The organism is Massilia rhizosphaerae (genome assembly GCF_016093545.1).
GTDB classification, from domain to species: Bacteria; Pseudomonadota; Gammaproteobacteria; order Burkholderiales; family Burkholderiaceae_D; genus Telluria; species Telluria rhizosphaerae.
In genome coordinates this window covers 111,118-137,503 of record NZ_JADKYX010000012.1, presented here as the reverse complement: position 1 = coordinate 137,503, position 26,386 = coordinate 111,118, and the positions used below count along the sequence as shown (strand labels likewise).

Sequence of the window (26,386 nt, the reverse complement as noted above, 5' to 3'; positions counted from 1 at the left end):
CGGCAAAAGGAAGTTACGTCGGCCTAGCGAGACACCACAGTGCGCTCGGCGGCCGAGCTGTAGATTCGATGCGGCCATTGTCGGCACTGGACGATGTGTGTTAAGCGGGAATTCGGCAATGACTTCGATCAGCGGGTACACATCAGCACCCGCGCTTGGTTGCTTTGCTGTTCGCTAACGTTGATGGCGCCATCAACGGCGCTTGGGCCTTTTATGGGCTCATCTTGCTGGGGCAACTTAGCGGGTAACGGCGAATGGTCCCCCTCCATCGCGTAGCTGGGCCCCTGCTGGGGGAGGGTTGTGTCAAACTTTATTATTGCAGGAATTCGACGGCAAATGCTTGAAGAGGTTCTTGTGTCAAACTTTATTTGCGTTCGAACTTGTATCCGCACCCGCTAACCCATTGATTTTGTTAGAGAGGCTCTGTCAAACTTTATTATCCCGCCACACAGCTGTGGACGGACAATAAAGTCGGGCACAAAACAATAAAGTTAGACAAAAAGGTGCGGTGAAGCGATGATTTTTCTAACGTCAGCTATCGGTTGCGCAATCCAATAAGGAGTCTTCCTTGGAAATCCAGTTTAGAAGATCTTCATCCAGTAGGCCGACGTTCCAAAGGTTAGGTATCGTTTTTCTCTACTACGCTTTCACATTGCCAGGGATATTCGTCATGAGCGCCGGGATGGGGACTGACCAAGTTCCGGTTTTTATGAAATGCATGTGGGTTGTGGCTTGGGTGGCCCATATCGTCATGAGCGTCCAATGGATACGCAATGTCCGACTGTCAAAATTATGGCCAGCAATAGGTATTGCCAGCGGATTGGGCAGTTTCCTTATACTCATAGTCCTGCCGATTGCCATGTTTATCCAGCTTTTGCTTGTACTACCGTGCGTTTTACTTTCATTCTGGCTTATAAAATTCCATTGGGCGAAGCCTCTTTAGAAATGCAGGGTCAATAGCGGATGGACATGTGGTCTTGGCGACGGCCTACAGGCTGTGTCAAACTTTATTGTTGCAAATCGAGGATCTGAGACGCTTCGAAGGGCGGTTGTGTCGAACATTATTTCAATGCTCGGCATATCGGAGTCGGTACGCCAGAGGTGCGCTTGTGTCAAACTTTTTTGTTCGTCCACAGCAGCAGTTGTGAAGCAGAACACCAGCTCAGGGCTGGTGTTTTTGTTTTCGATCGGCCACGCCGCAATCAGCCGGAGGGACGAAAGCTTGCTCGCTTGATTCTCCGCATGACCTTGACAACCCGCCCTGCAAGCGCCGGCAGAAAACCATTGCGATGCTCATATTCCAGAAGCGTCAGTTTTTGCCGTTCGACGACATCGCCCAGCGCATTCCTGAGCACGCGATTGAGATACCGGAAATACGCCATGCGCGACCGGTAGATGTCCAGATTGGCCATATCGCGCGCGACGCCCAGCAGCTTGAATTTGTACGGGTTCCGTCCCCAGCTCAGATGTGCTTCCTTGGCGCCGCGCTGGATGGTTTCCCTCATGGCGAGATAGCAGCACAACATGCCCAGGCTGTATTTCGCGAAACGCGTATCGTAGCCATTCACGTGCGCGAAATAATGGTCGTCAAGACAAAAGCTCAAGCTGCCGCCGCATACCTTGCCGTCGAGCAGGGCGACGATGAGCAATCCGTTGGTCTTCGCGCGTTCCATGATCCACGCCGTTTCTTCCGGCGTGATGCCGAACTTGACGCGTTTTTCATCCATGTTGGCCTTCTTCAGGTCGATGAGGCCCGAGACATGGTTTTCCGGGATCGCGCCGTTCTCATAGGTCTCGAAGGAAAAGCCTGGGAAGTCGGCGCCAATCGCCTTCATCTGGTGCTTGATGTTGTAGCGTGTCTTGGCGCTCAGGCTGGAAAAATAGGCGTCCGGGGTGGTGGGCAAACTCACCACGATATCCTCGGCATGCCCGTATTGCTGCCGGGGGAAAGACAGCGTCCCGACGTCCTTGCCGATCTTGGAAAACGATATGCGTGCGACGGACGGAAAGCGGCTGAAAACGTACCGTGCGAACCTTTCGATTTCTGCCGGTGCCACCTGCATCATTTCGTTGAAGACCTCGATACTGCGGTCTTCGCGCTGGAACAGGAAAATTGCCAGGGGATGTTCTCCCCGGCGCGCCAAATAGGCATAGGCATTCCGCGCCCTGCGCGCGACGGCGTAGTGGCAGAGCGAGGAATTCATGTGGCGATACAACCGGACCAGCTCCGCTTCAAGAGACGCCGGCACGGTGTCGTGGCATGAAATGGAAACCTCATGCTCCAGTGCGGCGCGGTCCGGCGGCTGCAGTCCCATCGGGCGGTTCGCTTCGTTGATCGCAGACTCGTTCGACATGAAACTGATCCTCGAGAGTGACGATGCAGGCGACTTTTCCACGGAGACTGCCGGGCTACGAGTCCTCGTCCTCGGTCGACGTTTCCAGCCGCACTTCGCCAACGCCGATGACGCCGCCTTTGGGACTCTGGTCGCCGTTGACCCGCACGAACGACACTGACATCATGCCGGCCTCCGACGCCACGTCGGCGAAGACGGCGCGTCCGATCGGGTAGCGCAACTGGACAGGGCCGCCATGGCGCGCCGCGCCGCTGATCTTGAACGGGCCCAGCGTGCCGACGAGGACGGCTCTCGACTTGCTTGCGGCATCGTCCGCGACAGGGATGTTCAGGTACACCTGGTAGTAATATCCTCCCGCCTTTCCGGCCTCGGTGACTTCGACGTCGTCAAGGACGAGGTCGACGGAACGGTAGCGTTTCGAGCTGCCGGGCAGGGCGGCGGCGCTTCCGGTCGCGATCCGCGCCAGGGCGTGCGTATGTTCCGAGCTCACCGGCAACTGGACGCTGATCGACCTGTCGTCCAGGCCGACGTCGAGCGCGCCGCCCAGGGCGAACGTCTGTTCGCTCGTCTGGCGCGACGGCGACAGGCGGAATGAGCCGATGGGCGGGCGGGCGCGCTGGAGGTCGTCCGGCGTCGCCTGCACGCGGTGCAGGGTGGCAGGCGCCAATTGCGCCAATGGCAGCCTGCTCGGGAATGCCTCGTTCTGGTAGCTGTATGCCAGTGTCGTGCGCGTGCCGTAGGTGGACGATCTCGGCATTTTAAGCGAGCTCGTGTACGTGTGCCAGCCGGACCAATATGGTTGCGTCAGGGCCGGCATCTTCCGCCCGGCGCCGGCATTCACCCAGGCGACCCACAGTCGGTCGACGTTCGCATGGTGCAACCAGAAAATCGGGTCGGTCGGCGACTGCATGTCGGCCATCCAGTTGCCGATGATGTCATGCACCGGGTTATGCGGCATCTCTTCGAAACTCGGCTCGAATGCGTTGGATGTACCCCTGGGAAAATGAATGAGCGTCGAAGAAAATGGCGCCATCGTCAAGGCTTGCCGGACGTCGGTATTCACGCGCTCCACGTAAAGAGGATTGCCGCCGTTAGGATTCGTGAACTCGGCCGGTATGGTCGGGTGCGTGTAATAATCCCAATATGGCAGGACGAGATTCGCATCGCCCGACACCGCGCGTAATTGGCGCTCAAAATAATACAAATATCCGCGATGCCAGGCGAAAAAATAAGGCACCATGTGCGGGCATTGTCTCAGATGAATATTCGTCCAATAATTCCAGCTTTTCGGATCGTTGGCATTCGTATTGGCCTTCATTAATTTGACGGCTCTGATCAATGCGTCATAATGCGACGTCGTCTTGAACGACTGCCATTCCGGACGCACCATCAAGGCGGTTCGGCCAAAAACTGTCGGTGCGATCGACGATGCCCCCAGTAACATCACCGATCGTTGCATGAAGTTTCTTCTGCTCAGGACACCATTTGTCATCATAAGCTCCTTGGAAACGCTTGTGCATTTTCAATAGCTGCGCCCTTTGGGTAACGCACCCGCTGGCGCATACCCGAAATGCATAGACAAACGTTATTCCTCGAAACTTGAATGAAGTTTGATAATTCTTATCGCTGAGCTGGATTATTTTTGAATGCAACAGGCTCTGTTGCAAAAATCCTCCGTCAGCGGCTAGTGAGCGGTGGCAGATAAACTAATCGTATGAGCGTGCTACCAAACTGAACGACAATGCCGGCATTCAAATACGTATCGCTGACACTGACGCCAGTGCCATTCAGTGACAATCTGATATTATCCATTTGCAAGAAAACGGTATACTGGCGTGCCGATACTGGAAATGCCGCGCAGGCAATCCAGTTGCGGGCCTCCCTGGCTCGCCCACGTGCCGACCAATTACGAGATTTTCATGACCACCACCCCTTCCGATAACGCCGCACACGCTGACACGAGCGCCATTCCCCGCCAGATGATTATTTTCGGTCCCCCCGGAACCGGTAAATCCTACAAAATCCACGGTCGACAAAACGGTGCTTATGCGGATGGCAGCTATGCCGCGGCGCTGAACATCGATTCCAGCGAGCAGATCGTAAATGCCGTGTTCCATCCGGAATATACTTACGGCGACTTTATGGGGCGCCTGTTGCCGGCCAGCGCCGAGGACGGCAAAGTGCGTTATGCCTACCGTTCGGGACATTTTCTGATCGCGCTGGCCGAGGCATACAGGCGCTGGCCGGATGGCGGGAATGTGTTGCTCGTGATCGACGAACTCAATCGCGGCAACGCGGCGGCGATCTTCGGCAGCGTGTTCAACCTGCTGGATCGTGACGATGACGGCTGGTCGTCCTATCCCATCAGCCTTTCCGTCATGGAGTACGAGGCTTTTCTCCAGCAACTGCTCCCCGGCGCCGAAAAATTCGACATCGCCGGTGCGCAGGTCAGGATGCCTAACCACAAATTCGTTGAAATCGGTTCTCAATTGGAGTCGATCAAGGACAAGATCGTCGAGGCCGATGGCGCCAAGGAGCGGCTGACCTTCAAGGTCCAACTGCCGCCGAATCTCTACTTCCTGGCCACCATCAATACCTCCGACGAATCGATTTACTACATGGACTCCGCGTTCAAGCGGCGATGGGATTGGGAGTATATGACCGAAGATGGCGCGATCCTGGAAATCGCCACCCCGCCGCAACTGGAATGGAAGGATTTCCGGACCAAGGTCAACCAGTTCATCAAGAAGAAAGGAACGGCAATTCGACGTCTTGACGACAAGTTGCTCGGCCCCCGCTTCATCAAGGGCACCGATCGGGATGCGAACAAGACCATGCTCGGACGGGACCTCGCGAAAGTCATGTTCCACTTGTGGGACAGCGTGTTCGCCAGGGATAAAACGCCCCTGGAAGCGGAATTGAAGAATGAGAAGTTGCACACGTTCGGCGATTTCGCGAACAAGGCGGGGGACTTCGTCGCCGCCATGCAGAAGCCGTAAGCGATGGACTATAGTCGCGTCGTCTTCGAAAACGCGGGTGAGGCGTCGTCCACCTCGCATCCGTCTTGGGCATTTGTCGGCATGTATGCGCGCGGCAAGGATTTGGTATTCCGTCTGCCGATCGGCTATCCGCGGCCTGGTGGTAATCAGCCGTATGCCGCCGCCCGCGATTTGCACATCGCCTTCTTTAAACTGTTTCGACGATTCCGGTCGGTCGCACGGCGCAACCAGGAGCGGCAAAAAGAGGACGCTGCCGCGCATGAGGACGCCGGTGCGGCCTTGCAAGCGGGTCGCGAATGGATCGTTCGCCATGAGGAAGGCGACGTCTACTATTACCGCCATTTCGATGCCTTCGACAGTCTGCTGGACGCATTTGACGAACTGACGATTCTCGGCCTGGAGCGGCGGCTGCGCTTCACCGACAGACCGGCTTCCGATTTGCGGTATTTCGAGCGGACGGATGCCGGGCGCATCTACCAGGACGACGACACGTTTTTCGACGACGCGGCGTTTCATCCGGCGACCACGCTGACCGTACTGCCCTCCGATCTGGTTGGCCTGTATTGCTTCCTGTTGCGCGATCTGCGCGAACATGTCTGGGCCGAGCGTGATCCGGATCCCTTGCGGGACGACATTCGCGTCCTCGCCGAGAATTTCGAATCCAAGCACCTTTGGCCTTCGGCCAGCTGCTGGGAGGCCGACGAATGGCAACGGACCCGCGATACGCTCAGGGATAAACTCGACGTCATCGACCGGGTGACGGCGCTCAAGGATGAGGATTACCACCGGCTCTACGACGCAGTGGTGCGGTTCTTGTATCCGCCCGCGGACACGCCGCACGGCAACGGCATTCTCTGGGGGCTCGACGGCTTCTGGCCCGTATGGGAGTGGATGGTCCTGACCCGGCTGGCGACCGCGGAGCAGTTCAGGAACCGTCTTTGCTGGATCGAGAACGGCAACCTCGCTCCCGACACGATCGACCGGCTCCAGCACGACGGCTTCCAGCCTCCCCTGGAAGACGAACAGGTGCTGTGTAAAAACGGTGGGGACTGGCATACCTTCCTGACGAATGGCAAGAAGCTGGGGCACCCCTATCCCGACGCCATCCTGTCACCGGCGGAGTTCAAACGCGAGTACGAACCCGAGCAAGGGTGGCACCGGGTCGAGAAGCTCCACCTGAGCGAAGGCCCGGTCGTCATGACGCTTTCCGGCACGCATGAGTACCTTGCTACGACCGGTACACCAACCCAGGCGCAAATCCGGTCATCCGTGTCGTCGCCTGGCGGCGAGAAGGAGGTAGCCCAACCTGTTCTGGCGCTGACCGGCGTCCAACGACCCGATCCGGACCGTCCCGAAGTCATCGCCATGCTGTGCCGCCTCGGGACGTGGAGCCCGGGGCCGAGCGCTTTTTGGCAATGTGCGCCATTCAAATCGTATCGAGAGGCGACGCGCAAGCACATGGGCGGCGTTCTGCTGGTCGATGCCAAATACAAGAAGGCGGAGGACCCAGGCGCGAACTGGGCGGTGGACCACCGAAAACAAGCGGCCTACGAAGACGCCTTGACCCTTTCCTGTCCCGATACGCCGGCGGCCTACAGCATTTATATTTGCCCAGGCCGGCCCGTTACGCAGGATTTGCTGGCGACGCTCGTTGCGCGGGAGTCAGCGCTCAGAGCGCAATTCGACCAGGAGTTCGACATCGAATGGAACAAACTCCCAGAAATTACTTTCCATGACATTGTCTTCAAGGATGGACGAGAGTGCTTGCAGGTGCTTGGTCAAACCATCGGTGTGCCCTGGGGCAAGGGCCAGGAGATTCGAGCGCGGGATGAGCTACTGGGCAAAATTTTCCCTCCCGATAAAGGCCTGATGGCGGACATCGATAAAGGCCGCTTGGCCTGCTCCCTCCTCGGGGTCGACCGTTTCCCCGGCAACGACCAGTTCTTCTTCAAGAATTGGCCCATCCGCGACTTGGTGGACGACATGGTGAACGCCGGCTAAGGCGATTGCCCGCACGACCAAGATCGAGGCGCGACTTGCCGTTAAGTCGCGCCTCGTCCGCATCTTTTCCCGATGAGCTCAGGTAGTTGCTAATCGGATACATATCGCTGTCGTCACGATATCTATTTGTTGCCACGTACTTATCTCTAAATTAGAATAGTTCTCATTTAGATTTACATTATCATTCACACATGCGCCGCCTTGCCTCCCGCCGCTCCACCCTGCTCCTGGCCATCCTGCTTTCGGGCGCCCTCTCGGCATGCGGGGGCGGTGGCGACGGCAGTCCCGCGCCGGCCACGTCGGCGGCCGCGGCCGTGACGTCGTTCAGCCCCGGCGCCGTCCTGGGCGAAAAGATTTTCAACGATGTGTCGCTCTCGGCCTCCGGCCGCCAGTCGTGCGCCACCTGCCACAATCCGGACAATGCACACGGCCCCACGAACGACCTGGCCGTGCAGCTCGGTGGTCCGAACGGCGACGTGCCGGGCTTCCGCGCATCGCCGTCGCTGCGCTACATGCAGCAGACGCCGGCGTTTCACTTCGAGGCGGACGGCACGCCCGTCGGCGGCTTCGACCGCGACGGCCGCGCCCAGACGCTGCAGGAGCAGGCGGAACGCCCGTTCGTGGCCCCGCACGAGATGGCCAACGCCAGCAAGGCGGACGTCGTCGCGCGGCTGCAGCGTGCGGCGTACGCGGCGCAATTCCGCGCCACGTTCGGCGACCATATTTTCGACAATGTCGACCAGGCGTTCAGCCGCGTCCAGTTTGCGCTTCAACAGTTCGAAAACGAGGATCCGCGCTTCCACCCGTTCGATTCGAAGTACGACCTGTTCCTGGCCGGCAAAGCGGCCTTGTCCGATGCGGAGCTGCGCGGCCTGGCGCTGTTCAACGATCCGAACAAAGGCAATTGCGCGGCCTGCCACACGAGCGCCCGCGGCGCGGACGGCGGCGCGCCCTTGTTTACCGACTTCAGCTACGACAACCTGGGCGTGCCGCGCAACATGCGCATCCCGGCCACGCGCGATCCGGCCTACTTCGACCTGGGCCTGTGCGGTCCCGATCGCACCGACCTGACCGCGCGCATGGACCTGTGCGGCGCCTTCAAGGTGCCGACACTGCGCAACGTCGCCACGCGCAAGGTGTTCTTCCATAACGGTGCGTTCACGAATTTGACCGATGTCGTTCGCTTCTACGTGACGCGTGATACGAATCCGGAGCGCTGGTATCCGGTGAACGCCGATGGCACCGTGGACAAATTCAACGACCTGCCCCCGGCGCTGCGCGGGAACGTGAACACGACGGAAGTGCCTTACAACCGCCGTCCGGGCATGGCGCCGGCCTTGAACGAAGCCGAAATCGCCGACCTGGTCCAGTTCCTCGGCACGCTCACCGACGGTTATCAACCTTAAAATCAACCAAGGACATTCATGAAACAACGTGTCATCAGCGCGGCACTGGCCGCCGCATTCCTTGCCGCTCCGGTTGCGGCCCTTGCCCAGGAGACCGACCTGGCGAAACGCGTCGAGCAGCTCGCCGCGGAACTCGAGCAAGTGAAGGCCGAACTCGCGGCGCAGCGCGCGCAGGCCGCGGCAGCGGTCGCGTCGAACGCGCCGGCCCAGCCGGCCGCCGCCGCGCCGGCACCCGCGGCGATTGCCGCCACGACGCCGGACACGGTCTTCTCCGGCTACGGCGAAGTGAACTACAACCACCCCGTACGCAACGCCAGCGGCGCGCAGACGGATTTGCGCCGCGCCGTGATCGGCGTCCAGCACCGCTTCGACGAAAAGACGAAAGTGGTCGCGGAATTCGAGTGGGAGCATGCGATCGCGTCCGCCTCGGACAGCGGCGAGTCGGCCGTCGAGCAGATGTACGTCGAGCGCGAGTTCAATAACGGCCTGCGCGGCAAGGCGGGCCTGTTCCTGATGCCGGTCGGCCTGCTGAACCAGAACCACGAGCCGACAGCCTACTATGGCGTCGAGCGCAACTTCGTCGAAACGGCGATCATCCCGACCACCTGGCGCGAAGCCGGCGTCGGCCTGTCGGGCGAATTCGGCGAGGGCTTCGCGTGGGATGCGGGCCTCACCACCGGCTTCGACCTGACCAAGTGGGATGCCGCCTCCGGCGAGGGCCGCGAATCGCCGCTGGGCGCCATCCACCAGGAAGGGCAGCTGGCGAAGTCGCGCGACCTGCAGCTGCACGGCGCGCTCAACTGGCGCGGCTATCCGGGCCTGCTCGTCGGCGGCTCGGTCTTCACCGGCAAGGCGGGCCATGCGACGACCGATTTCTCCGCCAACGACGCGCGCGTGACCTTGGCCGAATTGCACACCCGTTACACACCGGGCGCGTGGGACTTGTCGGCGCTGTGGGCCTACGGCCGCATCTCGAACACGGAAGCGCTCAACGCGACCTTCGTCGGCAATCCGACGCCCGTCCCCAGCAGCTTCGCCGGCTGGTATCTGCAGGCCGCATATAAACTCTGGCAGAATGCCGATTTCTCGCTCAGCCCGTTCGCCCGTTTCGAAAGCTTCGACACGGCCCGCACGTATGCCCAACTGCCCGCCGGTCTGGGCGTGCCGTCCGCGCCGTACGAGCGCGTGGCGACCGTCGGCGCCAACCTGATGGTCGCGCAGGGCGTCGTGCTCAAGGCGGATTACCAGAAATTCCGTCAAGACAAGTCGCTCGACCGGGTGAACCTGGGCGTCGGCTTCTCCTATTGATCGTATCCCCGGAGGCATCGTCATGCGCTATGTTCCCTTGATCGTCCTCGGCGCCAGCGCCGTTGCCGCGCCCGCGTTCGCGACGCAATACCTCAGCCCGGAACAGGCGCAAAAGCTGATGTTCCCGGACGCCGACGCGTTCCATTCCCGGCCGCTGTCGCTGGACCTGGCGCAGATGCGCCAGGTGGAGCAGATCGCGGGGCTGCCGACGCGTTCGGTGCAATGGCGTGTCGTGGCCGCCTACAAGGGCGAGAAACTGCTCGGCTACATGGTGCAGGACGACGTGATCGGCAAATTCGAGTTGATCTCGTATGCCGTCGGCGTCAATCCGGACGCCAGCGTGCGCCAGGTCGAAATCCTGGCGTACCGCGAAAGCCACGGCAGCGAGATTCGCCTGCCCGCATGGCGCAGGCAGTTCGTCGGCAAGAGCGCCAGGAGCGGCGATTTGCGCATCGGCGGCGGCATCAACAACATCAGCGGCGCCACCCTGTCCTGCACGCATGTCACGGACGGCGTGCGCCGCATCGCCGCCGTGGCCCAGGTCGCGCTGGCCAGATGATCCGCCGCGCGCAGCCCTGGCTCGGCACCCTCGTCGACATCACGGTAGAGGGCACGTCCAGCCAGGACGTGGTCTCGGCTGCCTTTGCCGAGATCGCGCGCCTGCACCGGTTGATGAGTTTTCATGATGGGGCCAGCGACATCGCGCGCTTCAACCGTGCGGCGCCGGGCGACGTGGTCCGGGTGGACGCGGCCACGTGGGACGTCCTGCGGCTGGCCGGAGAAATCGCGGACCTGTCCGGCGGCGCGTTCGACATCGCGTGCGCGCCCTGGCTGGTCGACCGGCACATCCTGCCGTCGCCCGCACCGGAGCAGGCCGAGCCCGCCGCGCGGACGTCGGCCGGCGTGTTCGCGCTGGAGGACGACGGCTGCGTACGCAAATGCGGCGCGGGGTGGATCGACGTCGGCGGCATCGCCAAGGGGTATATCGTGGATGCGGCCGTCGCCGTGCTGGAGGCGGCGGGCGTGCCGGGCGGTTGCGTGAACGCCGGCGGCGACCTGCGCGCCTTCGGGTCGATGGAGGTGCCGGTCGCGGTGCGCGCGCCCGGTGCGCCCGGGCGGGCCGCGCATCATATAATGCTGTGTGGCGCGGCCCTCGCGACGTCGGGGAGTTATTTCTCGGCGCGTGCGCATCGCGGCGGCGTCGTCAGCGCCCTGCTCGACGCGCGCGACGGCCAGCCGCTGGTTTCGAACGCCAGCGCGTCCGTGCGCGCGGGCCGCTGCGCCGTGGCGGATGCGTTGACCAAGGTCGTCCTGGCGACCGGCGACTGCACCCACCCGGCACTGGCCGCGCTCGATGCCACCGCTTTCCTGATCCGAGACCCATGACCCGCATGCCCAGCCCGACCACCGGCCGTCTTCTTTCCTTCAAGCTCGAACGCTGGCACCGCCGCAGCATCTACGCGACCGGTATCCTGCTGCTCGTGTCGGGTGCCGCGTGGCTGGTGTTGCGCTACTTCCTGCGCCCCGTGACCGAGTTCGGCGAATCGGTCAATCCGCTCGAACCCTGGGCCATGAAATTGCATGGCGCGGCGGCGATGGCCTCGCTGTTCTTCGTCGGCAGCCTGCTGCACCTGCACGTGCGCCGGGCGCTGCGGGCCGGCCGCAACGCGCTCACCGGGTGGGCGATGATCGTGACCCTGTCCTTCCTGACGCTCACCGGCTACGGCCTGTACTACGTGGCCGGCGAAAGCGACCGTCCGGTCTGGTCGCTGCTGCACTGGAGCGTCGGCTTCGTGGTGGCCGTGCTGTTCGTCCTGCACGTGATCGTCGGGCGGCGCAGCGTGCGCGGTTGACCGTCATCGTAAAACGAGGCGGGGCGCGGCATGCCTGTCAGGCCATGCCGCGCCCCGCGGGTGCTTCAGATCAGAACGTGTAGGTCGCCTGCATCCGGAAGCTGCGGCCCGGATCGAACCAGGAGCTGCCCATGTTGCCGGGCGCCTGCTGGGTCGTCTGCCTCGTCACGGTACGGGTCAGGTTGCTGATATTGAAGCTGCCCGAGAAGTGGTCGCTGAAGCGGTAGCTGATACCCGCATCCCACTGGCCCACGGCTTCCTGCCAAATCGGTGGCGCAAAGCCCACGTCATGCGGCTCGACCTTGACGTCCGGCTGCGCCGAATCGGGGGCGTACAAGCGCGACGGGTCGGCGCTGGTGCCGTTGGTGCTGTTGGCGGCATAGATGCCCGTCGCCAGCAGCATGCGGTCACGCCAGCTGTAAGCCAGGCGCGCCGACACCGGACCGTGGTCGTACATGAACGCCAGGTTGAATGCGCGCTTCGACATGTACGGCACCGGCAAATCCTTGTACGGTAAGCCATTGGTGTCGCAACCGAACAGCAAAAGGGTACCCGACAGGGCGCCGGCCGGGCAATAATCCCCCTTGAACGGGTGATACAGTTGCTGCTTGCCGTCGATGTAGGTGAAGTTCGAGGAAACGCCGAATCCTTTCGCCCAGTCAGGCAGATCGTCGCTAATGACAGGCAGGTGATCGAGGTAAGTCATACCGGCCACTTCGATACCTCGCACCCGGGCCTTGGCTGCGTTGGCCGGCCCGGTGATCATGAAGTCCATATCCTGGCCGGCAAGGTCCTTGTACGTCCTGGTATAGGTTTCCTTCATGATGATGTCCTTGACCTGCTTGTAGAACACCGCGGCGGTCAGGGATTGTCCAGGATGCGGATACCATTCCAGCGACACGTCGAAGTTGTTCGACTTGAGCGGCTTCAGCTTCACGTTGCCGTCGTTATTGCCGGTGTAGGTGATCGTCTTGATCATCTTCGGATCGTTGGGGTCGCTTATCACGTTCTGCGACAGGGTGATGTACTCCTGCATCTGATCGAAGCCGGGACGGGAAATGCCTTTGGACAGCGCCAACCGCGCCTGCAGATTGTTCGTCAGGCTCGCCTTCAGGTTCAGGCTGGGGAGCACGTCGATGTAATTGGCCTTCAGATCGAGCGGTTCGTTGACCTCTCCGAACCGGGGAACGGTCGGATTGGTGTTCACACTATAACTGGGCTTGAACACCGTGTAGCCATGGGCCGTCGTGCTGGTCCTGACCACGCGTACGCCCACATTGCCTTCCACCGGATATTTCCAGTTGTCGAAGCCGAAGCGCAAAGTGCCGTGCACGGCCTGGCTCCCTTCGCTGTGCCTGCTGACGTGCTGCGGGTCGTTGTCGTAGCCATCTGGCTTCCAGTCGCTGCCGGCGGTCGAACAATCATTGGTACCGCCCTTGATTGCATTGTCGTCCATGCAATTATATTTCAGTGCGGTCAACAGATTCCGGTACGCGCCCGGCTTATCGTGGACCATCGCCGAAGTGGGGACGATGAACGTTGGCGGCGCAGTCATCCTGCCGTTGAAGAAGTCGGGGAACGCGTAGGGTTCGACGGTGCCCAGGGCCGCATATTTTGGATCGCTCAGATAGCCGAAGTTACTGCGCTGCCAGCCCAAATCGGCGACGTTCGGCAACTGCCCCGCCACGTCGGTCGGACGCACGCCCCACGACTCGGCGTAGGATTTCCAACCCGTCCCGGCATTCTTGTCTTTACGCGTAGAACGGTTCGTCACGCGTACGCCAAAACGGAAATCGCGCAGCACCGGATCATCGAAGGTGTATTTGCCATCCGCTTTCCATGCATACAGATCCGCCTTGGCCTTGTTGACATCAGGCTGAGAAATACCCCAGTAATAGTTGCCCGGATCGGCCAGGAAAGCGCGGGCCTTGTCGTCGAAAGTGAACGACGGACGCGAGCCGGTCTCGTCGACGCTCATGCTCGGCACGAAGGTGCCGAGGTTGATCATGCCGTAATCACCGGAGTTGGTGGCATGAACCCATTGCAGATCGTTCTGGAACGTCCAGCTCTCATTGATCCGCCACTTGAAGTTCCAGGCCACCTCGCGCGTGCGTCCACGGATTTCGCTGTAATTCCGCGTGATGTTCGTACCGATGCCGCCGGCCGCGAACTCGTTGGCGCCCTGGCCGCCGATCGGGTGGCTCATTGTGCCCGATTGGAAGACGCCGTTGTCGTCGAACTTTGCGTCGGTGAACATGAGCTTGTAGGGATCTTCGGAGTCGCCGTAATTCGAGCCGGCGGAGATGCCGATACTGTTTTGTTCGCTCACTTGATGGAAAGAGGAATCGAAGTACGTCAGCGACGATTCCATGGTGCGGTTTTTCCACTGCAATGCCCCATAGATGCCCGTACGCTGGTCGTCACCGGTGGTGGTACCGTAGTTGACGCCGGCCGGCACCCACGCCGTCTTGCCCGCGATGAGATCGCTCCTTGGGTAATAGACGGATTGGCCGATCGAATCGAAGCGGTTCTTGTTTTTGTTGACGGACAGATCCACCAGCGCGCCGAATTCGCCCATGGACGTTTTCCAGCGGTTGGAATACAAGCCGGAGAAGCCCGGTGATTTCTTCTTGCCCAGCTCGGCATAATTGCCCGTGGCGGTCAGCGCGCCATATTGTCCCTTGGCATCGAACGGCAGCCGGGTGCGCAAGTCGACCTGGCCGCTGACGCCGCCTTCGATCAGTTCGGCGGAGGGGTTCTTGTACACGTCCACGCCCGCCATCAATTCCGGCGGCACGTCACCCCAGCTCAGTTCACGTCCAGGCCAGCCGGCCGAGAAGGTTTCACGTCCGTTCAGCGTGGAAGAACCCCAGGAAAGGCCGCGCACCTGGATGCCCGAGCCTTCGACGTTGAATTCCAGGCCGGTCGCGGCCAGGCTGGCGCCCTGGCGCGAGCGGTTACGGTCCATCGTGACCCCGACCACCCGCTGCAGCACTTCGGTAATCGACTTGTCGGGCAGCTTGCCGGCCTCGTCGGCCACGACCGAGTCAACGATCAAGTCGGAATTCCGCTTGATGGCAGTGGCGGTCTCCAACTGCTTGCGCTGGCCGGTCACCACGACGGTCTGGGTCTTGCCGTCCTTGGCGTCTTGTTCCTTCGTCGACGTGTCCGTCTGCGCGTGCGCGGCGTTGCCGCACAACAGCGCGACCTGCGCCGCGGCGAATGCCAGCGCGGTCATCTTGATCGGCTTCCTCACGATCTTCGTCTCAACTCTTGTCATTATTTGTGTCCTCTTGTGTATGCCTTGATTGCCACCGTGTCATGCGGTGGCCTTGAATATCAGTCGGTTGTCACTGGAAGTAGATCGGGCCGGTCAGGGTGTACTGGCTCACGTATTTCCCGGATGCGTCGGCCTTCTCCCCGTTCGGCTGCACTGCGGAGAATTTGATCTCGACGACCGGGAAGGTCTGCAGCTCGTCCCAAACGTCCAGGCCGCTCAGGTCGCACGTGTCGCTGATCGTGAACTGATCCTTGAGGCCGACGCTGTAGTCCGTGGCGGCAGCGGCGGTGGGCTGGACCGTGGCTTTCAAGGTCACGTTGCACACATTGCCTTGCCCGTCCACTTTGTTGGGGTTGAAGTGGGCGAGGAACAGTTCGACGTTGAACTTGTTGTTGCTCGAGCCGAACCATTCGGGATTTTGCGCGAGATTGAAATGCAATGCGCCCTGGATGTCGATCTGCACGCCTTTGGGTATGGCGCTGGGCTTGCTGAAAGACGCGGCTTTCACGCCGCCCCTGTACCAGCCGTTGGGCGAATAGAGATCGGTGTCGTCGAGGCCGGTTCCGAACAGCGTGAACAACGCCGAGTTATAGTCCCAGTCCCCAGGTTTCGGAGGCGCTCCCCAGCTCGCGGTAAACGTGTAGCTGTTGCCGTCGCTGGACGCTTTCGTATCGCAGTCCTGGCACCACCATTGGTTGCCCGGATGACCGATGAGGCCTTCGTTGGTAGTGCCGCCATCCTTGTAGCCGGTCACGAAATTCAGCGCGGCCACCTTTTCGGTGCCGATCGGGATGTGCCTGTCCACCGTCGCCGCCGCATAGTAGTCATTGCCGGCCTGCTCGGCGGTGATGGTGCACATCCCGTTGGCGAGCTTGGTCATCGTGCTGCCGCTGACCGAGCACACGTCAGGCGTCTTGCTCGTGAAGGTGACCGGCAGGCCCGTGTTGAAGCTGGCGGACAGTTGCACCGGCGTCGAATCGAGCGGTTGCCAACCCGGGTTCGGGAACTTGGTGACGAGCTGCGGGTTTTTCGGAATGACGAACAGCTGGCGCTTCGAGACCGGCGCATAGCCGCCGGTACCGGCCTGGGTGGCCGTCACCGAGCATTCGCCCGCTTTCAGCAGCGACAGCTGATCCCCGCTGACGCTGCACGTGTCCGGCGTGTTCGAGGCGTAGGTCACGGGTCCGCCGGAACTCGCCGTCGCTTTCAGCGTGGCGGTCGCGGTACTGCCCGGCAAGCCGATGATCGCCTGGCCCGAGAACGGGAGCGAGAAATCTATTGTCTGCTCCACGCCGCCGTCGCTGGCGCTGCCGCCGCCGCCGCCGCCGCAGCCGCCGAGCAGGGCGGCGCAGCCAAGCATAATTGCTGTTATCTGGAACTTCATCGCGGGTCTCCTCATGGTGGTGTTCCTTTCTGTTTTCTGTTGTGTTAACTCGTTGTTCATCAATCCCGCAAAACGCGCGCCAAAGGGCAACGGGGGGCCGGCGCGACGTGCGGGAACGCACGCGCCAGGGCGGATGCCGATAAAGGGATGTACTCGACTGGTAGCGGGATACGGATACCTGGCGTGCAAATCCAGGCGCCGGCAGAAAGGGATCGTCATCACGATCCCTGCACACTGCGGCGCTATAGTATTTTATATATAACAGACATTTTTATGGTTTATGATGCCATTTCGGCGGTGGGAGCCGCAAGTGCAAAAACGTGCAAATGGGGAAATGAAATTTACTAAGTGTTACGTTAATTTCTGCCGCTACCGAGGAGGAACTGCAACACGGGAAGGGCGCGGCAGCGCTGTGTGATGACTTGTTGTATTTCTGTAACATCGCGCCGGGCGTCACACCGGTCGCGCGGTGAACCTTCACCCCGCCGCACGCTCTAACACGGGCACCGGACCATACCCGGCGGCAGGAGCGACACCATGACAGGCATCGTGCGCATCGACGACGAGGTGATCACGACGGACGACTTCATCCGCACGCTCAAGCTGGGCGGGCAGTTCGAGGGGCTCGTCGAGCAGATGGTGCGCGACCGGCTCACGGCGCGCGCCGCCCGGCAGGCGGGCCTCGTGCTCGCACCCGAACAGATCCAGGAACGCGCCGACGAATTCCGCCGCGCGCTGGGCCTGCATCGCGCGGCCGACACCAATCACTACCTCGACGCGCTCGGCGTCTCCCTCGACGAATTCGAGGCCTACATTACGGACAGCCTGTACCAGGACAAGATGCTGGAACAGGTCTGCAGCGCGGCGGCCGTCACGCAGTATTTCAAGCTGAATTCGCCGCGCTTCGACAGCGTGGAGGTCAGCCATGTCGTGCTCGATTCCGAGGGCGCGGCGCGCGAGATGATGTCCGTGCTGCAGGAGGAACCGGAGCTGTTCGGCGAGATGGCGCGCGAGCATTCGATCGACGAGGGCACGCGCCAGCAGGGCGGCGTCATCGGCAAGGTCTTGCGCGGCTCGCTCAAGGGCGACGTCGAGGCGCGGGTCTTCAATGCGCGGCCGGGAGAACTGCTCGGGCCGTTTCCAGCGCCCGACGGCGCGTGCTACGAAATCTTTTGCGTCAACGCGAAACACCCGGCCACGCTCGATGCCGACACGGCCGCCGAGGTGCGGCGCCTGCTGCGCGAAGAGTGGCTGATGGCGCGCGCGCAGGAGCACGTAATCGAAGCGTGTCCGGCGCGCTGAGCCCGCCCAGGCATCATGGAGACGTCGTCCGCCGTGCAGTCGCCCGCCGACTTCCTGTCGTCGGTCGAGATCCTGTCCCCGCTCGGGCGCGACGAACTGGAACGGCTGGCCGAAGCGGTGCAGGTGCGCCATTACGCGTTCGGCGACACCATCTGCAAGACGGGCGACCCGGCCGAGGGCCTGTACGTCGTGAAATCCGGTTCCGTGCGCGTGTTCTCCGACGAGCACGGCAAGGAGCTCAGCATCGGCGTGCGTAAAACCGGCGAGACGTTCGGCGACATCGCCATGTTGCGCGACGCGCACCACGAATTGTCGGCGCGCGCGTCGCTCAAGACGGAGCTGTGGCTTATCCCGCGCGCGGCCATCGAGCCGGTGCTGGCGCACAATCCGCAGGCGCTGGATTTCGTCACGAGCTATGTCGCGATCGGTTCCGCCGGCGGCCTCGTGGCGCGCCTGTTCGATTTGCGGGGCAAGGTCGGCAAGGAGGAACTGGAAGAGGTCGTGCGCAGCGTGGGCGCCAAGCGCGTCCCGGCCGGCAAGGAAATCCTCAAGCAGAACGCGCGCGACGACCACCGTTTATACGTGCTGCGCCAGGGCCAGGTCAAACTGGTCTATCACGACGGCGCAGAAGAATTCACGCTGGCCACGTTGCAGGCGGGCGACACGTTCGGCGAAAAGGCGTGCCTGATGCGGCAGGAGCAGATGGTGTCGGCCGTGGCCGTCACGCCCGCCACCTTGCTCGTCATTCCCGAGAAGACGGCGCACACGATCCTCGAGCGCAACGCCGGCCTGCGCGAGGTGCTGGAAGACCGTATCCGTTTCGTCGAGCGCGAGCTCGAGCGGCAAAAAAAGCTGGCCGAACGCCGCAAGCGCCCGCTTCGGCTCGACCTCGAATCGCAGCCCGGGGCCGGCGAGCGCGTGATCCGCCGCTTCGCCCTCGTCGAACAGGCCGAGGAGATGGATTGCGGCGCGGCCTGCCTCGCCATGCTGTGCCGCCATCACGGCTTGCAGGTCACGCTCGGCAAGCTGCGCGAGCTGGCCAACGTCACCACGCAGGGCGCCACCCTGGACAGCCTCGCGCGCGCGGGCGAGACGCTCGGCTTTTCCAGCCGCGGCGTGCAGTGCACGTTCGATGCCTTGCAGGGCTTCGACCTGCCCTTCATCGTGCACTGGGAGGGCTACCACTACGTGATCGTGTACGGCATCTCGCCGCGCCAGGTGTGGATGGCGGATCCGGCGGTGGGTTTCCGCAAGCTGTCCGTCGAGGAGTTCGAGCGCGGCTGGAGCGGTACGTGCCTCGTCTTCACGCCCGGCCAGGACATGGCGGCGCAAGCCGCCCTTCGCTCGCCGTGGCTGCGCTTCGTCGGCTATCTGCGGCCGTACCGGACCATTCTGCTGCACCTGTTCCTCGCCACGTTCGTCATCCAGATGCTCGGCATCGTGCCGCCGTTGATCATCCAGAACATCCTCGACGGCGTCGTCGTGCACCAGAACGTCAGCCTGCTGCACGTCCTGATCGCCGGGCTCGTCATCGCGAGCGTGTTTTCCCAGCTGATGGCGACCGTGCGCGCCTACCTCGCCAACTACATGGTGCGCAACCTCGATTTCTCGATGATGGCGGGGTTCTTCAAGCACACGATGTCGCTGCCGTTCTCGTTCTTCGCCAAGAGAAAAACGGGAGATATCGTCGCGCGCTTCCAGGAAAACCAGACGATCCGCGCCTTCCTCACCGAGTCCACCGTCACGACGATGCTGAACTTGCTGATGGTGTTCATCTATTTCACGATCCTGTTCGTCTACAACGTCAAGCTGACGTTGCTGTTGATCGCGTTCGTCGTCCCGATCATGGCGCTGACGATCCTGACGACGCCGCACATCAAGCAGTACGCGCGCGACGTGTTCAACGCGTCGACCGACGCGCACGCCTTCCTGATGGAGGCGCTGGGCGGCGTGGAAACGATCAAGGGCATGGGCAGCGAGCGCCCCGTGCGCCTGAAATGGGAAAAGAAATACGTCAAGGCGCTCGACACGCAATATCGCGCGCAGAAGTTCAACATCCTCGTGGGCCTGGCAAGCCAGCTGCTCAACGCCGCCACGACGATCGCCATCCTGTGGGCCGGCGCCAGCCTCGTGCTCGATCACGAACTGACGATCGGCCAGCTGATCGCCTTCAACGCCCTGATGGGCAGCGTGCTGGCGCCGTTGATGGGGCTCGTCGCCCTGTGGAGCCGGCTGGCCGATGCCGGCGTGGCGATGGAGCGCCTCGGCGACGTGCTCGACATCGAGCCGGAACAAAAGCCCAGCGAGGCCGCCAGCCGCGTCGTGCTGCCCGACCTGCGCGGCGACGTGAAGCTCGAGAACGTCTATTTCCGCTACGGCGGCAACGACACGGCCTATGTGCTGGAAAACATCAGCATCGACATCCGGCGCGGAGAATTGGTCGCCATCGTCGGCCGCAGCGGCTCGGGCAAGACGACGCTGGCGAAACTGCTGGTCGGCTTTTATGCGCCCACGGACGGCAAGATCCTCGTCGACGGCTACGACATGACGGCGATCGACAAGGATTATTATCGGGCCCAGGTCGGCTACGTCATGCAAAGCAACCTGCTGTTTTCCGGCACCATCGCCGAGAACATCGCCAGCGGCGACGAAAGCCCGGACCGGCGCCGCATCGAGCAGGTCGCGAAGATGGCGGATGCGCATGCCTTCATCAGCAAGATGCCGCTCGGGTACGAGCAGGTCGTCGGCGAACGCGGCGTCGGGCTGTCCGGCGGCCAGGTGCAACGCCTGTGCATCGCCCGCGCGCTGTATCAGGACCCGCGCCTGCTCGTGTTCGACGAAGCGACGTCGGCGCTCGACACGCAATCCGAAAGCAATATCATCGCCAACATGCACGACATCCTCGCCGGGCGCACGGCCGTGATCATCGCGCACCGGCTCAGTACGATCATGCGGGCTGACAAGATCGTCGTGCTGTACGAGGGCGGCATCGTCGAGCAGGGCCGGCACGAGGAATTGCTGGCCGGGCGCGGCATGTATTACGAGCTTGTGCAAAAGCAGCTGGCGGCGGCATGAAGTTGTTCAACCAGGACCTGCCGCGCGGGTCGTCGATGTCGTACGCCGGCCTGCTGGAGCGGCTGGAAATCCTGCGCTCCACCCTGCGCTGGGCCCACAGCCTGGATCGGCCCGACATCGAAAAGCTGCTGCGCCAGGCCAATGCCGTGCGCGACGAGGTGATGCAGCTGTCGCACAAGGAGCGTTTCATCCAGGCGCTCGGCAGCGAGGCGGCACCGCGCCCCGAACCGGCGCCCGGCGAGCGGCGCGCGGCGCTGCTGGCGCGCAGCTTCGTGTTCGAAGGCACGTTCGGCGACAACCCGCGCCTGCTGGACGCGCTCGAGATCGCGGAAAAGGCGGCGCCGACCGATCTGCCCGTGCTGGTCGACGGCGAAAGCGGCACGGGCAAGGAATTGATGGCCAAGGTCATCCACGCGAACGGCGCGCGAGCCGACAAGCCGTATATCTCCGTCAACTGCGGCGCGATCCCGGAAAGCCTGATCGAATCGGAACTGTTCGGCCACAAGCGCGGCGCGTTCACCGGCGCGGCGACGGACCGCAAGGGCAAGTTCGAGAGCGCGCACAAGGGCACGATTTTCCTGGACGAGATCGGAGAATTGCCGCTGCAGGGACAAGTCAAACTGCTGCGCGTGCTGCAGTCGCACGAGATCCAGCGCGTCGGCTCGGACGAGACGATCGCCGTCGACGCCCGCATCGTCGCGGCCACGAACAAGAATTTGCGCCAGCTGATCGAACTGGGCCAGTTTCGCGAAGACCTGTTTTATCGCCTCAGCGTGATCCACGTGACCCTGCCGCCGCTACGCGACCGCAAGGACGAAATCCCGCTGCTGCTGGCATATTATGGCGACGAAGCGGCCGAAGCGTTGAAGCGGCGCCCGGTCGGGATGACGCCGCGCCTGCGTGCCTTCCTGCTCGACTACGCCTACCCCGGCAATATCCGCGAATTGCGCAACCTGATGTACCGGCTGGCCTGCCTGGCCGGGGACACGGCGGACTTGCCACATTTGCCGGAAGACCTGCGTCCGGCAGCCGCGCAAGCGCAGGATGCGCCCGCCGCATCGTCGCTTCCGCCGCCACCGCCGGCCTCGCTGGCCGAAGCCAAGCGGGCCGCCAGCGACGAGGCCGAGCGTGCCTGCCTGGAGCGCGGCCTCAAGGACGTCGGCGGCACGGTCGCGGAACTGGCGCGGCGTTGGGACATGAACCGGTCCCACTTGCAGATCCTGCTCAAGAAGCATGGCCTGCATTCGAAGGATTTCAGGCGGCACTAAAGTACGTCTATCAAAACGCCAACTTGCCAGCAGAGCAATACTGGCCATAACCCTGGGCATTGCAACGGCCGGGTTCGGCACAAAGCGGACACAGACCATACAAGGTTCGACCCTGCGTTACTCCTCAGTTTGCGTTGGTAGACGTGCCCAAGCCAAGCTGTCTGGAGCAATCAAATGCTTATCTGCCCGCGTGGTCGTTGCCACCGTGCGCGGCGATGAACATGGCGACGGCCGACCGGCAATAGGATTCGATTTCGTTGTCGTCCTCTGCTCTCGCCTCATCGAAACGTGCGATAACCAGAAGATCGGATCCTTTGAAAAGTGCGGCAAACAAGCGGGCGGACAGGAGAGGATCGGGCACGTTCAGAACCGCCTTTGCGTGCAACTGACGCAATAGGGCCTCGATTTGGGCGATGACATGAGCGGGCCCGGCTTCGTAATGGAGCTTGCTTAACGACTTTTGATTCGTCTTGTCGGCCATGACCATGGCTTCGACACTGCGGACGTCTGATCTCAACAGTGTGCGAAGCAGTAATGATCCGACCGCCATCAGTTGATCTTCGACCGAACCGTCGACGCCTTCAAGAAGAGACTGAGGTGCAAACAACTGTTGGCAGCCGGCCGCGATAGCCGCGCTGAACAGTGCCTCCTTGCTCTCGAAATGCCGATAGATGCTCAGTTTGGATATCTTCGCTCGCTGGGCGACCTTGTCCAATGTCGTCGCTTGAAAACCCAATTCCACAAAGAGTTCGGACGCAGCGTCGACGATGGTTCGGCCAAGCGCCTCGTTGGCGGGGCGGCCCCGCCGGGTCTGACTGTTTTTTTTGGTCACGACAATTATAGTCCTTGACAGTATCTAAATTCTTTAATTACGATACCACGTAGTTTAAAAAATACGCAAGCCGAAGATAGGACCGTCTCGAGCGCCTATCGCTGGACGATATTCCGTGCCAGCCCCGGCCCGATTTCCTACATTCACAACACGGAGCCCATCGCCATGGATGACGTCATTATCATCGGCGGCAGCTTTGCCGGCCTCGCCGCCGCCCTGCAGCTCGGTCGTGCCCGCCGCAAGGTCGTCGTTCTCGATACCGGCCGGCCGCGTAACCGCTTTGCCGGCCATTCGCACGGTCTGCTCGGCCATGATCACAAGCCGCCGCTGGACATCCTGGCCGAGGCGCGGCAGCAACTGGCGCGCTACCCAACGATCAGGCTGGTCACTGCCCGGGCCGAGAGCGTGTCTGGCGCAATCGACGATTTCTGCGTCGTCACTGACGATAACGAATCCCTAAGGGCACGTCGCCTGATCCTGAGCTATGGCGTCGCCGACCAGATGCCAAATGTTCCGGGCTTTGCCGAAAGCTGGGGCACGTCCATCGTGCCCTGCCCCTATTGCGACGGCTTTGAAGTCGCCGGCCAGCATTGGGGCGTCGTCTGGGCCGGCCCGCAGTCCCACCAGTCCGTCAGGCTGTTCCGCGATTGGACCGACAAGTTGACGGTCTTCGCCGACGGTCATGACATCGCGCCCGATATCCAGGCCGATCTGGCGCGCCGCAACATACCTGTCGTCGATGGCCGGATCGTCGAGATCGCCCATCAAAAGGGCCATATCACCACCGTCAATCTCGATACCGGCCGCAATATCGCGGTCGACATCCTGTTCGCCCAGCCGCGCAATAAGCCGTCCGCGAGCCTGCATGAACCACTGGGCCTCGCCACGGTGGATACGCCCGTCGGCATCGTCCTCAAGGTCGATGAGCGCCGCCAAACCAGCATGCCAGGCATCTACGCCGCTGGCGATCTCGCCACGCCCTTCTTGCCCTCGGTCACCCAGGCATCGGCGCAGGGCGCGATGGCGGGCATCTTCGCCCAGCAATCGATGCTGGTCTGAGAGCAGGGATTCCCTTTCCGGTTGCGATCAGGTCGCCGACTGGAATGGTCGAAGCGGGGAGCGCTGGGTCGCTAACCAGGCCCGGCTCGACGCCATGGTGGCGGTGTTCGGCCAGGCCGCGATCGAAGCCGTCGCGCCGGCGGCTGGCGAGCGCATACTGGATGTCGGCTGCGGCGCGGGCGCATCGAGTCTGGCTTTGACCGCCCGCGTCGGCGCAGGGGGGCAAGTGCTTGGCGTGGACATATCCGAACCGCTGATCGGCCGGGCACGCGCGCTTGCACCACAGGATATGCCGGTCCGGTTCCAGGTAGCCGACGCCAGCAGCGTCGAGCTGCCCGAAGGCGCATTCGACATCCTGTTTTCCCGTTTTGGGGTGATGTTCTTCGATAATCCAACAGGGGCGTTTGCCCATCTGCGACGCGCGCTCCGGCCGGGCGGGCGGGTCGTTTTCGTCTGCTGGCGCGACGTGGCCGAGAACGATTGGGTGCGCTTACCGATGGACGCGATCAAGGCCATCGTGCCGCCGACCGCGTCGCCCGGTCCCGAAACGCCCGGCCCATTTTCGTTCGCCGACCCGGGACGTGTGGCGCGCATCCTGACGGCAGCCGGTTTCACCCATATCGCTATCGCGCCCTTCGATGCTTCCGTCCCGTTCGGCGAAGGCGGGACGCGGGACGCTGCGCTCGACGACGCGGTCAAGATGGCGCTCGAGGTCGGCCCGCTGTCGCGTGCGCTCGCTGACCAGCCCGATGGCATCCGCGTCCGCGCTTCGGCCGCGGTCCGTGCCGTCTTCGCGGACCTCCCCGGCGAGCGGTCGGTGATGATCGGCGGCGCGGCGTGGATCGTCATGGCACGTAATCCGGGAAGCTGACGGGGATTGAAAGGAGGCTTACCCAGTCCTGCTTACCGCAAGTGAATGACTGCGTTGGGTCGTTTTCAGCCGTAGCAGTCATGGTCCTGGCGTTAACATGGACGGCCTGTTCTTAGCCGGACCGATGCCATGGCCAAAGCACTCATTTCCAACGAACTCTGGTCTCTTATTGCAACTCATCTCCCGGTGCACCAGCCGAGTCCGCAAGGTGGTCAACCACGGATCGGTGACATCAGGCCTTTCTCTCGCTAGCCTGCTCGCTCATCTGCTGGCGGTACGTCGACCGGTATTGTTACAGATACAAGCCTTTACAAGGACGGATTGAGGACGGTCCGATCGGCCTCGACGTCATCCGCGCGCACGACGATGACGGAGATATTATCTCGCCCGCCGCCGGCCAGCGCGAGCCGGATGAGCATATCGGCCGCCTGGTCGCAGTCGCCGCTCGTCAGCGCGCCGAACATGGCGTCCAGGCTGACCGCATTGCTCAGGCCATCGCTGCAGAGCAGGAACACGTCGCCGTCGCTGACCTGCACCTGCACTTCGTCCAGCTCCAGCGTCGCGGCCGCGCCGAGTGCGCGCGTGATCATGGCGGCGCCCGGATAGGTGGAGGCGTCCGCGGCGGACAGGTGGCTTTTCGCTTGCAATTCCTCGAACTGGTTGTGGTCGCGCGTGAGCTGGTGCAGGCTGCCGCCGCGGCACAGGTAGATGCGGCTGTCGCCCGCCCAGATGCACACGCCGGTGCGGCCGGATGCCAGCAGCAGCACGAGCGTCGTGCCGATCACGGGGACGTTGCGGGCGGCCGCCTCAAGCACCAGCGCGTCGTTCACCTCGAGCAGGCGCGCGCGCGCGGCGGCGACGGCTTGCTGCAGGGACGAATCGGCGGGGAGCGCGTCCAGCGCATCCACCGTCATGCGGCTCGCGATCTCTCCGTAGGCATGGCCGCCCATGCCGTCGGCGACGGCCCACATGCGGCGGGCCGGCCGGTCGAGCACGGCATCCTCGTTATTGCTGCGCACCAGCCCCACGTCGCTGCGCGCCGCCGAGGTCCAGCGAAGTTGAAGCGCCTCGCCCATCAGACGTGTCCGTTGTTGGTGCTCCGCTCATCCACGCCGACGGTCACGACCGCGTTCGGCGCCGTGTTGCTCACGCTGACCGTCTGGAACTGGTTGATCATCTGGTCCGCGTAATTATTGATCTGGTAAAAATTGATGACCGGGGCAGTGCGCAACGATTCGGGCACGTAAGGCTGGATCCAGCCGAAGCACCACGCCGCACCGTCGCCGCCGCGGATGCGCGCCAGCGCGCGAGCGTCGAGCGTGCGTTCGCAGCGGAGGTCGCCGATCGTGATGTGCGCCATGTGCATCTCCTCATTCTTCTCATTCAACAGACAT

General features: G+C 62.3%; 18 protein-coding genes and 1 pseudogene. 12 read left to right on the top strand and 7 right to left on the bottom strand.

Annotated elements, in window-relative coordinates; all coding sequences use genetic code 11:
- Positions 1–1,202 precede the first annotated feature (1,202 nt).
- Positions 1,203–2,354, bottom strand: coding sequence for a GNAT family N-acetyltransferase (locus ISF28_RS18190; protein WP_198118591.1), 1,152 nt, complete (start codon positions 2,352–2,354; stop codon positions 1,203–1,205).
- Positions 2,355–2,409: 55 nt separating this feature from the next.
- Positions 2,410–3,813, bottom strand: coding sequence for a tyrosinase family protein (locus tag ISF28_RS18185; RefSeq protein WP_198118590.1), 1,404 nt, complete (start codon positions 3,811–3,813; stop codon positions 2,410–2,412).
- Positions 3,814–4,273: 460 nt separating this feature from the next.
- Between ISF28_RS18185 and ISF28_RS18180 the strand changes: the two genes are divergently transcribed.
- The 7 genes from ISF28_RS18180 to ISF28_RS18150 all read left to right on the top strand — a co-directional run bounded on the left by ISF28_RS18180 (position 4,274) and on the right by ISF28_RS18150 (position 11,921).
- A complete protein-coding gene (locus tag ISF28_RS18180) occupies positions 4,274–5,353 on the top strand; it encodes a hypothetical protein (protein WP_198118589.1) in 1,080 nt (359 codons plus the stop codon).
- 3 nt (positions 5,354–5,356) lie between these two features.
- Positions 5,357–7,354, top strand: coding sequence for a hypothetical protein (locus tag ISF28_RS18175; protein ID WP_198118588.1), 1,998 nt, complete (start codon positions 5,357–5,359; stop codon positions 7,352–7,354).
- Between the two features lie 191 nt (positions 7,355–7,545).
- Positions 7,546–8,760 (top strand): cytochrome-c peroxidase, encoded by a 1,215-nt coding sequence (locus ISF28_RS18170; RefSeq protein ID WP_198118587.1) that lies wholly within the window; start codon positions 7,546–7,548, stop codon positions 8,758–8,760.
- An 18-nt stretch (positions 8,761–8,778) separates the two neighbouring features.
- Positions 8,779–10,068 carry a putative porin gene (locus ISF28_RS18165; protein ID WP_198118586.1) on the top strand — a complete coding sequence of 430 codons (1,290 nt, stop codon included), beginning with the start codon at positions 8,779–8,781 and terminating at the stop codon, positions 10,066–10,068.
- 22 nt (positions 10,069–10,090) lie between these two features.
- Entirely contained in the window at positions 10,091–10,627 is a 537-nt protein-coding gene (locus ISF28_RS18160; protein ID WP_198118585.1) for an FMN-binding protein, read from the top strand.
- Entirely contained in the window at positions 10,624–11,454 is an 831-nt protein-coding gene (locus ISF28_RS18155; protein WP_198118584.1) for an FAD:protein FMN transferase, read from the top strand. Before ISF28_RS18160 ends, ISF28_RS18155 begins: the two co-directional genes overlap by 4 nt.
- Positions 11,451–11,921, top strand: a complete 471-nt coding sequence (locus ISF28_RS18150; RefSeq protein ID WP_229519181.1) for a DUF4405 domain-containing protein — start codon at positions 11,451–11,453, stop codon at positions 11,919–11,921. The genes ISF28_RS18155 and ISF28_RS18150 overlap by 4 nt, the downstream gene beginning before the upstream one ends.
- A 70-nt stretch (positions 11,922–11,991) precedes the next feature.
- Here the strand turns inward: ISF28_RS18150 and ISF28_RS18145 are convergent, their stop codons facing one another.
- Both ISF28_RS18145 and ISF28_RS18140 read right to left on the bottom strand, forming a co-directional pair.
- Complete coding sequence (locus ISF28_RS18145; RefSeq protein ID WP_198118583.1) at positions 11,992–15,177, bottom strand: TonB-dependent receptor; 3,186 nt, start codon at positions 15,175–15,177, stop codon at positions 11,992–11,994.
- 94 nt (positions 15,178–15,271) lie between these two features.
- Positions 15,272–16,585, bottom strand: coding sequence for a hypothetical protein (locus tag ISF28_RS18140; protein WP_198118582.1), 1,314 nt, complete (start codon positions 16,583–16,585; stop codon positions 15,272–15,274).
- 537 nt (positions 16,586–17,122) lie between these two features.
- Between ISF28_RS18140 and ISF28_RS18135 the strand changes: the two genes are divergently transcribed.
- The 3 genes from ISF28_RS18135 to ISF28_RS18125 are packed head-to-tail and all read left to right on the top strand — an operon-like array spanning position 17,123 to position 22,230.
- Positions 17,123–17,887, top strand: a complete 765-nt coding sequence (locus tag ISF28_RS18135; protein ID WP_198118581.1) for a peptidylprolyl isomerase — start codon at positions 17,123–17,125, stop codon at positions 17,885–17,887.
- Between the two features lie 15 nt (positions 17,888–17,902).
- Positions 17,903–20,962 (top strand): peptidase domain-containing ABC transporter, encoded by a 3,060-nt coding sequence (locus ISF28_RS18130; protein WP_198118580.1) that lies wholly within the window; start codon positions 17,903–17,905, stop codon positions 20,960–20,962.
- Positions 20,959–22,230: a sigma-54 interaction domain-containing protein gene (locus ISF28_RS18125; protein WP_198118579.1), complete on the top strand. Its 1,272-nt coding sequence runs from the start codon at positions 20,959–20,961 to the stop codon at positions 22,228–22,230. The genes ISF28_RS18130 and ISF28_RS18125 overlap by 4 nt, the downstream gene beginning before the upstream one ends.
- Before the next feature lie 178 nt (positions 22,231–22,408).
- Here ISF28_RS18125 and ISF28_RS18120 read toward each other — a convergent pair whose 3' ends face one another.
- Positions 22,409–23,062, bottom strand: coding sequence for a TetR/AcrR family transcriptional regulator (locus ISF28_RS18120; RefSeq protein WP_198118578.1), 654 nt, complete (start codon positions 23,060–23,062; stop codon positions 22,409–22,411).
- A gap of 165 nt (positions 23,063–23,227) precedes the next feature.
- On the opposite strand from ISF28_RS18120, the gene ISF28_RS18115 reads away from it, so the two are divergent.
- On the top strand, positions 23,228–24,121 hold the full coding sequence (locus ISF28_RS18115) for an NAD(P)/FAD-dependent oxidoreductase (protein ID WP_198118577.1): 894 nt from the start codon (positions 23,228–23,230) through the stop codon (positions 24,119–24,121).
- A 28-nt stretch (positions 24,122–24,149) separates the two neighbouring features.
- Positions 24,150–24,992 (top strand): annotated as a pseudogene (locus tag ISF28_RS18110) (class I SAM-dependent methyltransferase); the annotation flags it as partial.
- Positions 24,993–25,300: 308 nt separating this feature from the next.
- On the opposite strand, the gene ISF28_RS18105 reads toward ISF28_RS18110, so the two are convergent.
- Positions 25,301–26,068 (bottom strand): PP2C family protein-serine/threonine phosphatase, encoded by a 768-nt coding sequence (locus tag ISF28_RS18105; protein WP_198118576.1) that lies wholly within the window; start codon positions 26,066–26,068, stop codon positions 25,301–25,303.
- Positions 26,068–26,352 carry a hypothetical protein gene (locus tag ISF28_RS18100; RefSeq protein WP_198118575.1) on the bottom strand — a complete coding sequence of 95 codons (285 nt, stop codon included), beginning with the start codon at positions 26,350–26,352 and terminating at the stop codon, positions 26,068–26,070. The genes ISF28_RS18105 and ISF28_RS18100 overlap by 1 nt, the downstream gene beginning before the upstream one ends.
- Positions 26,353–26,386 lie beyond the last annotated feature (34 nt).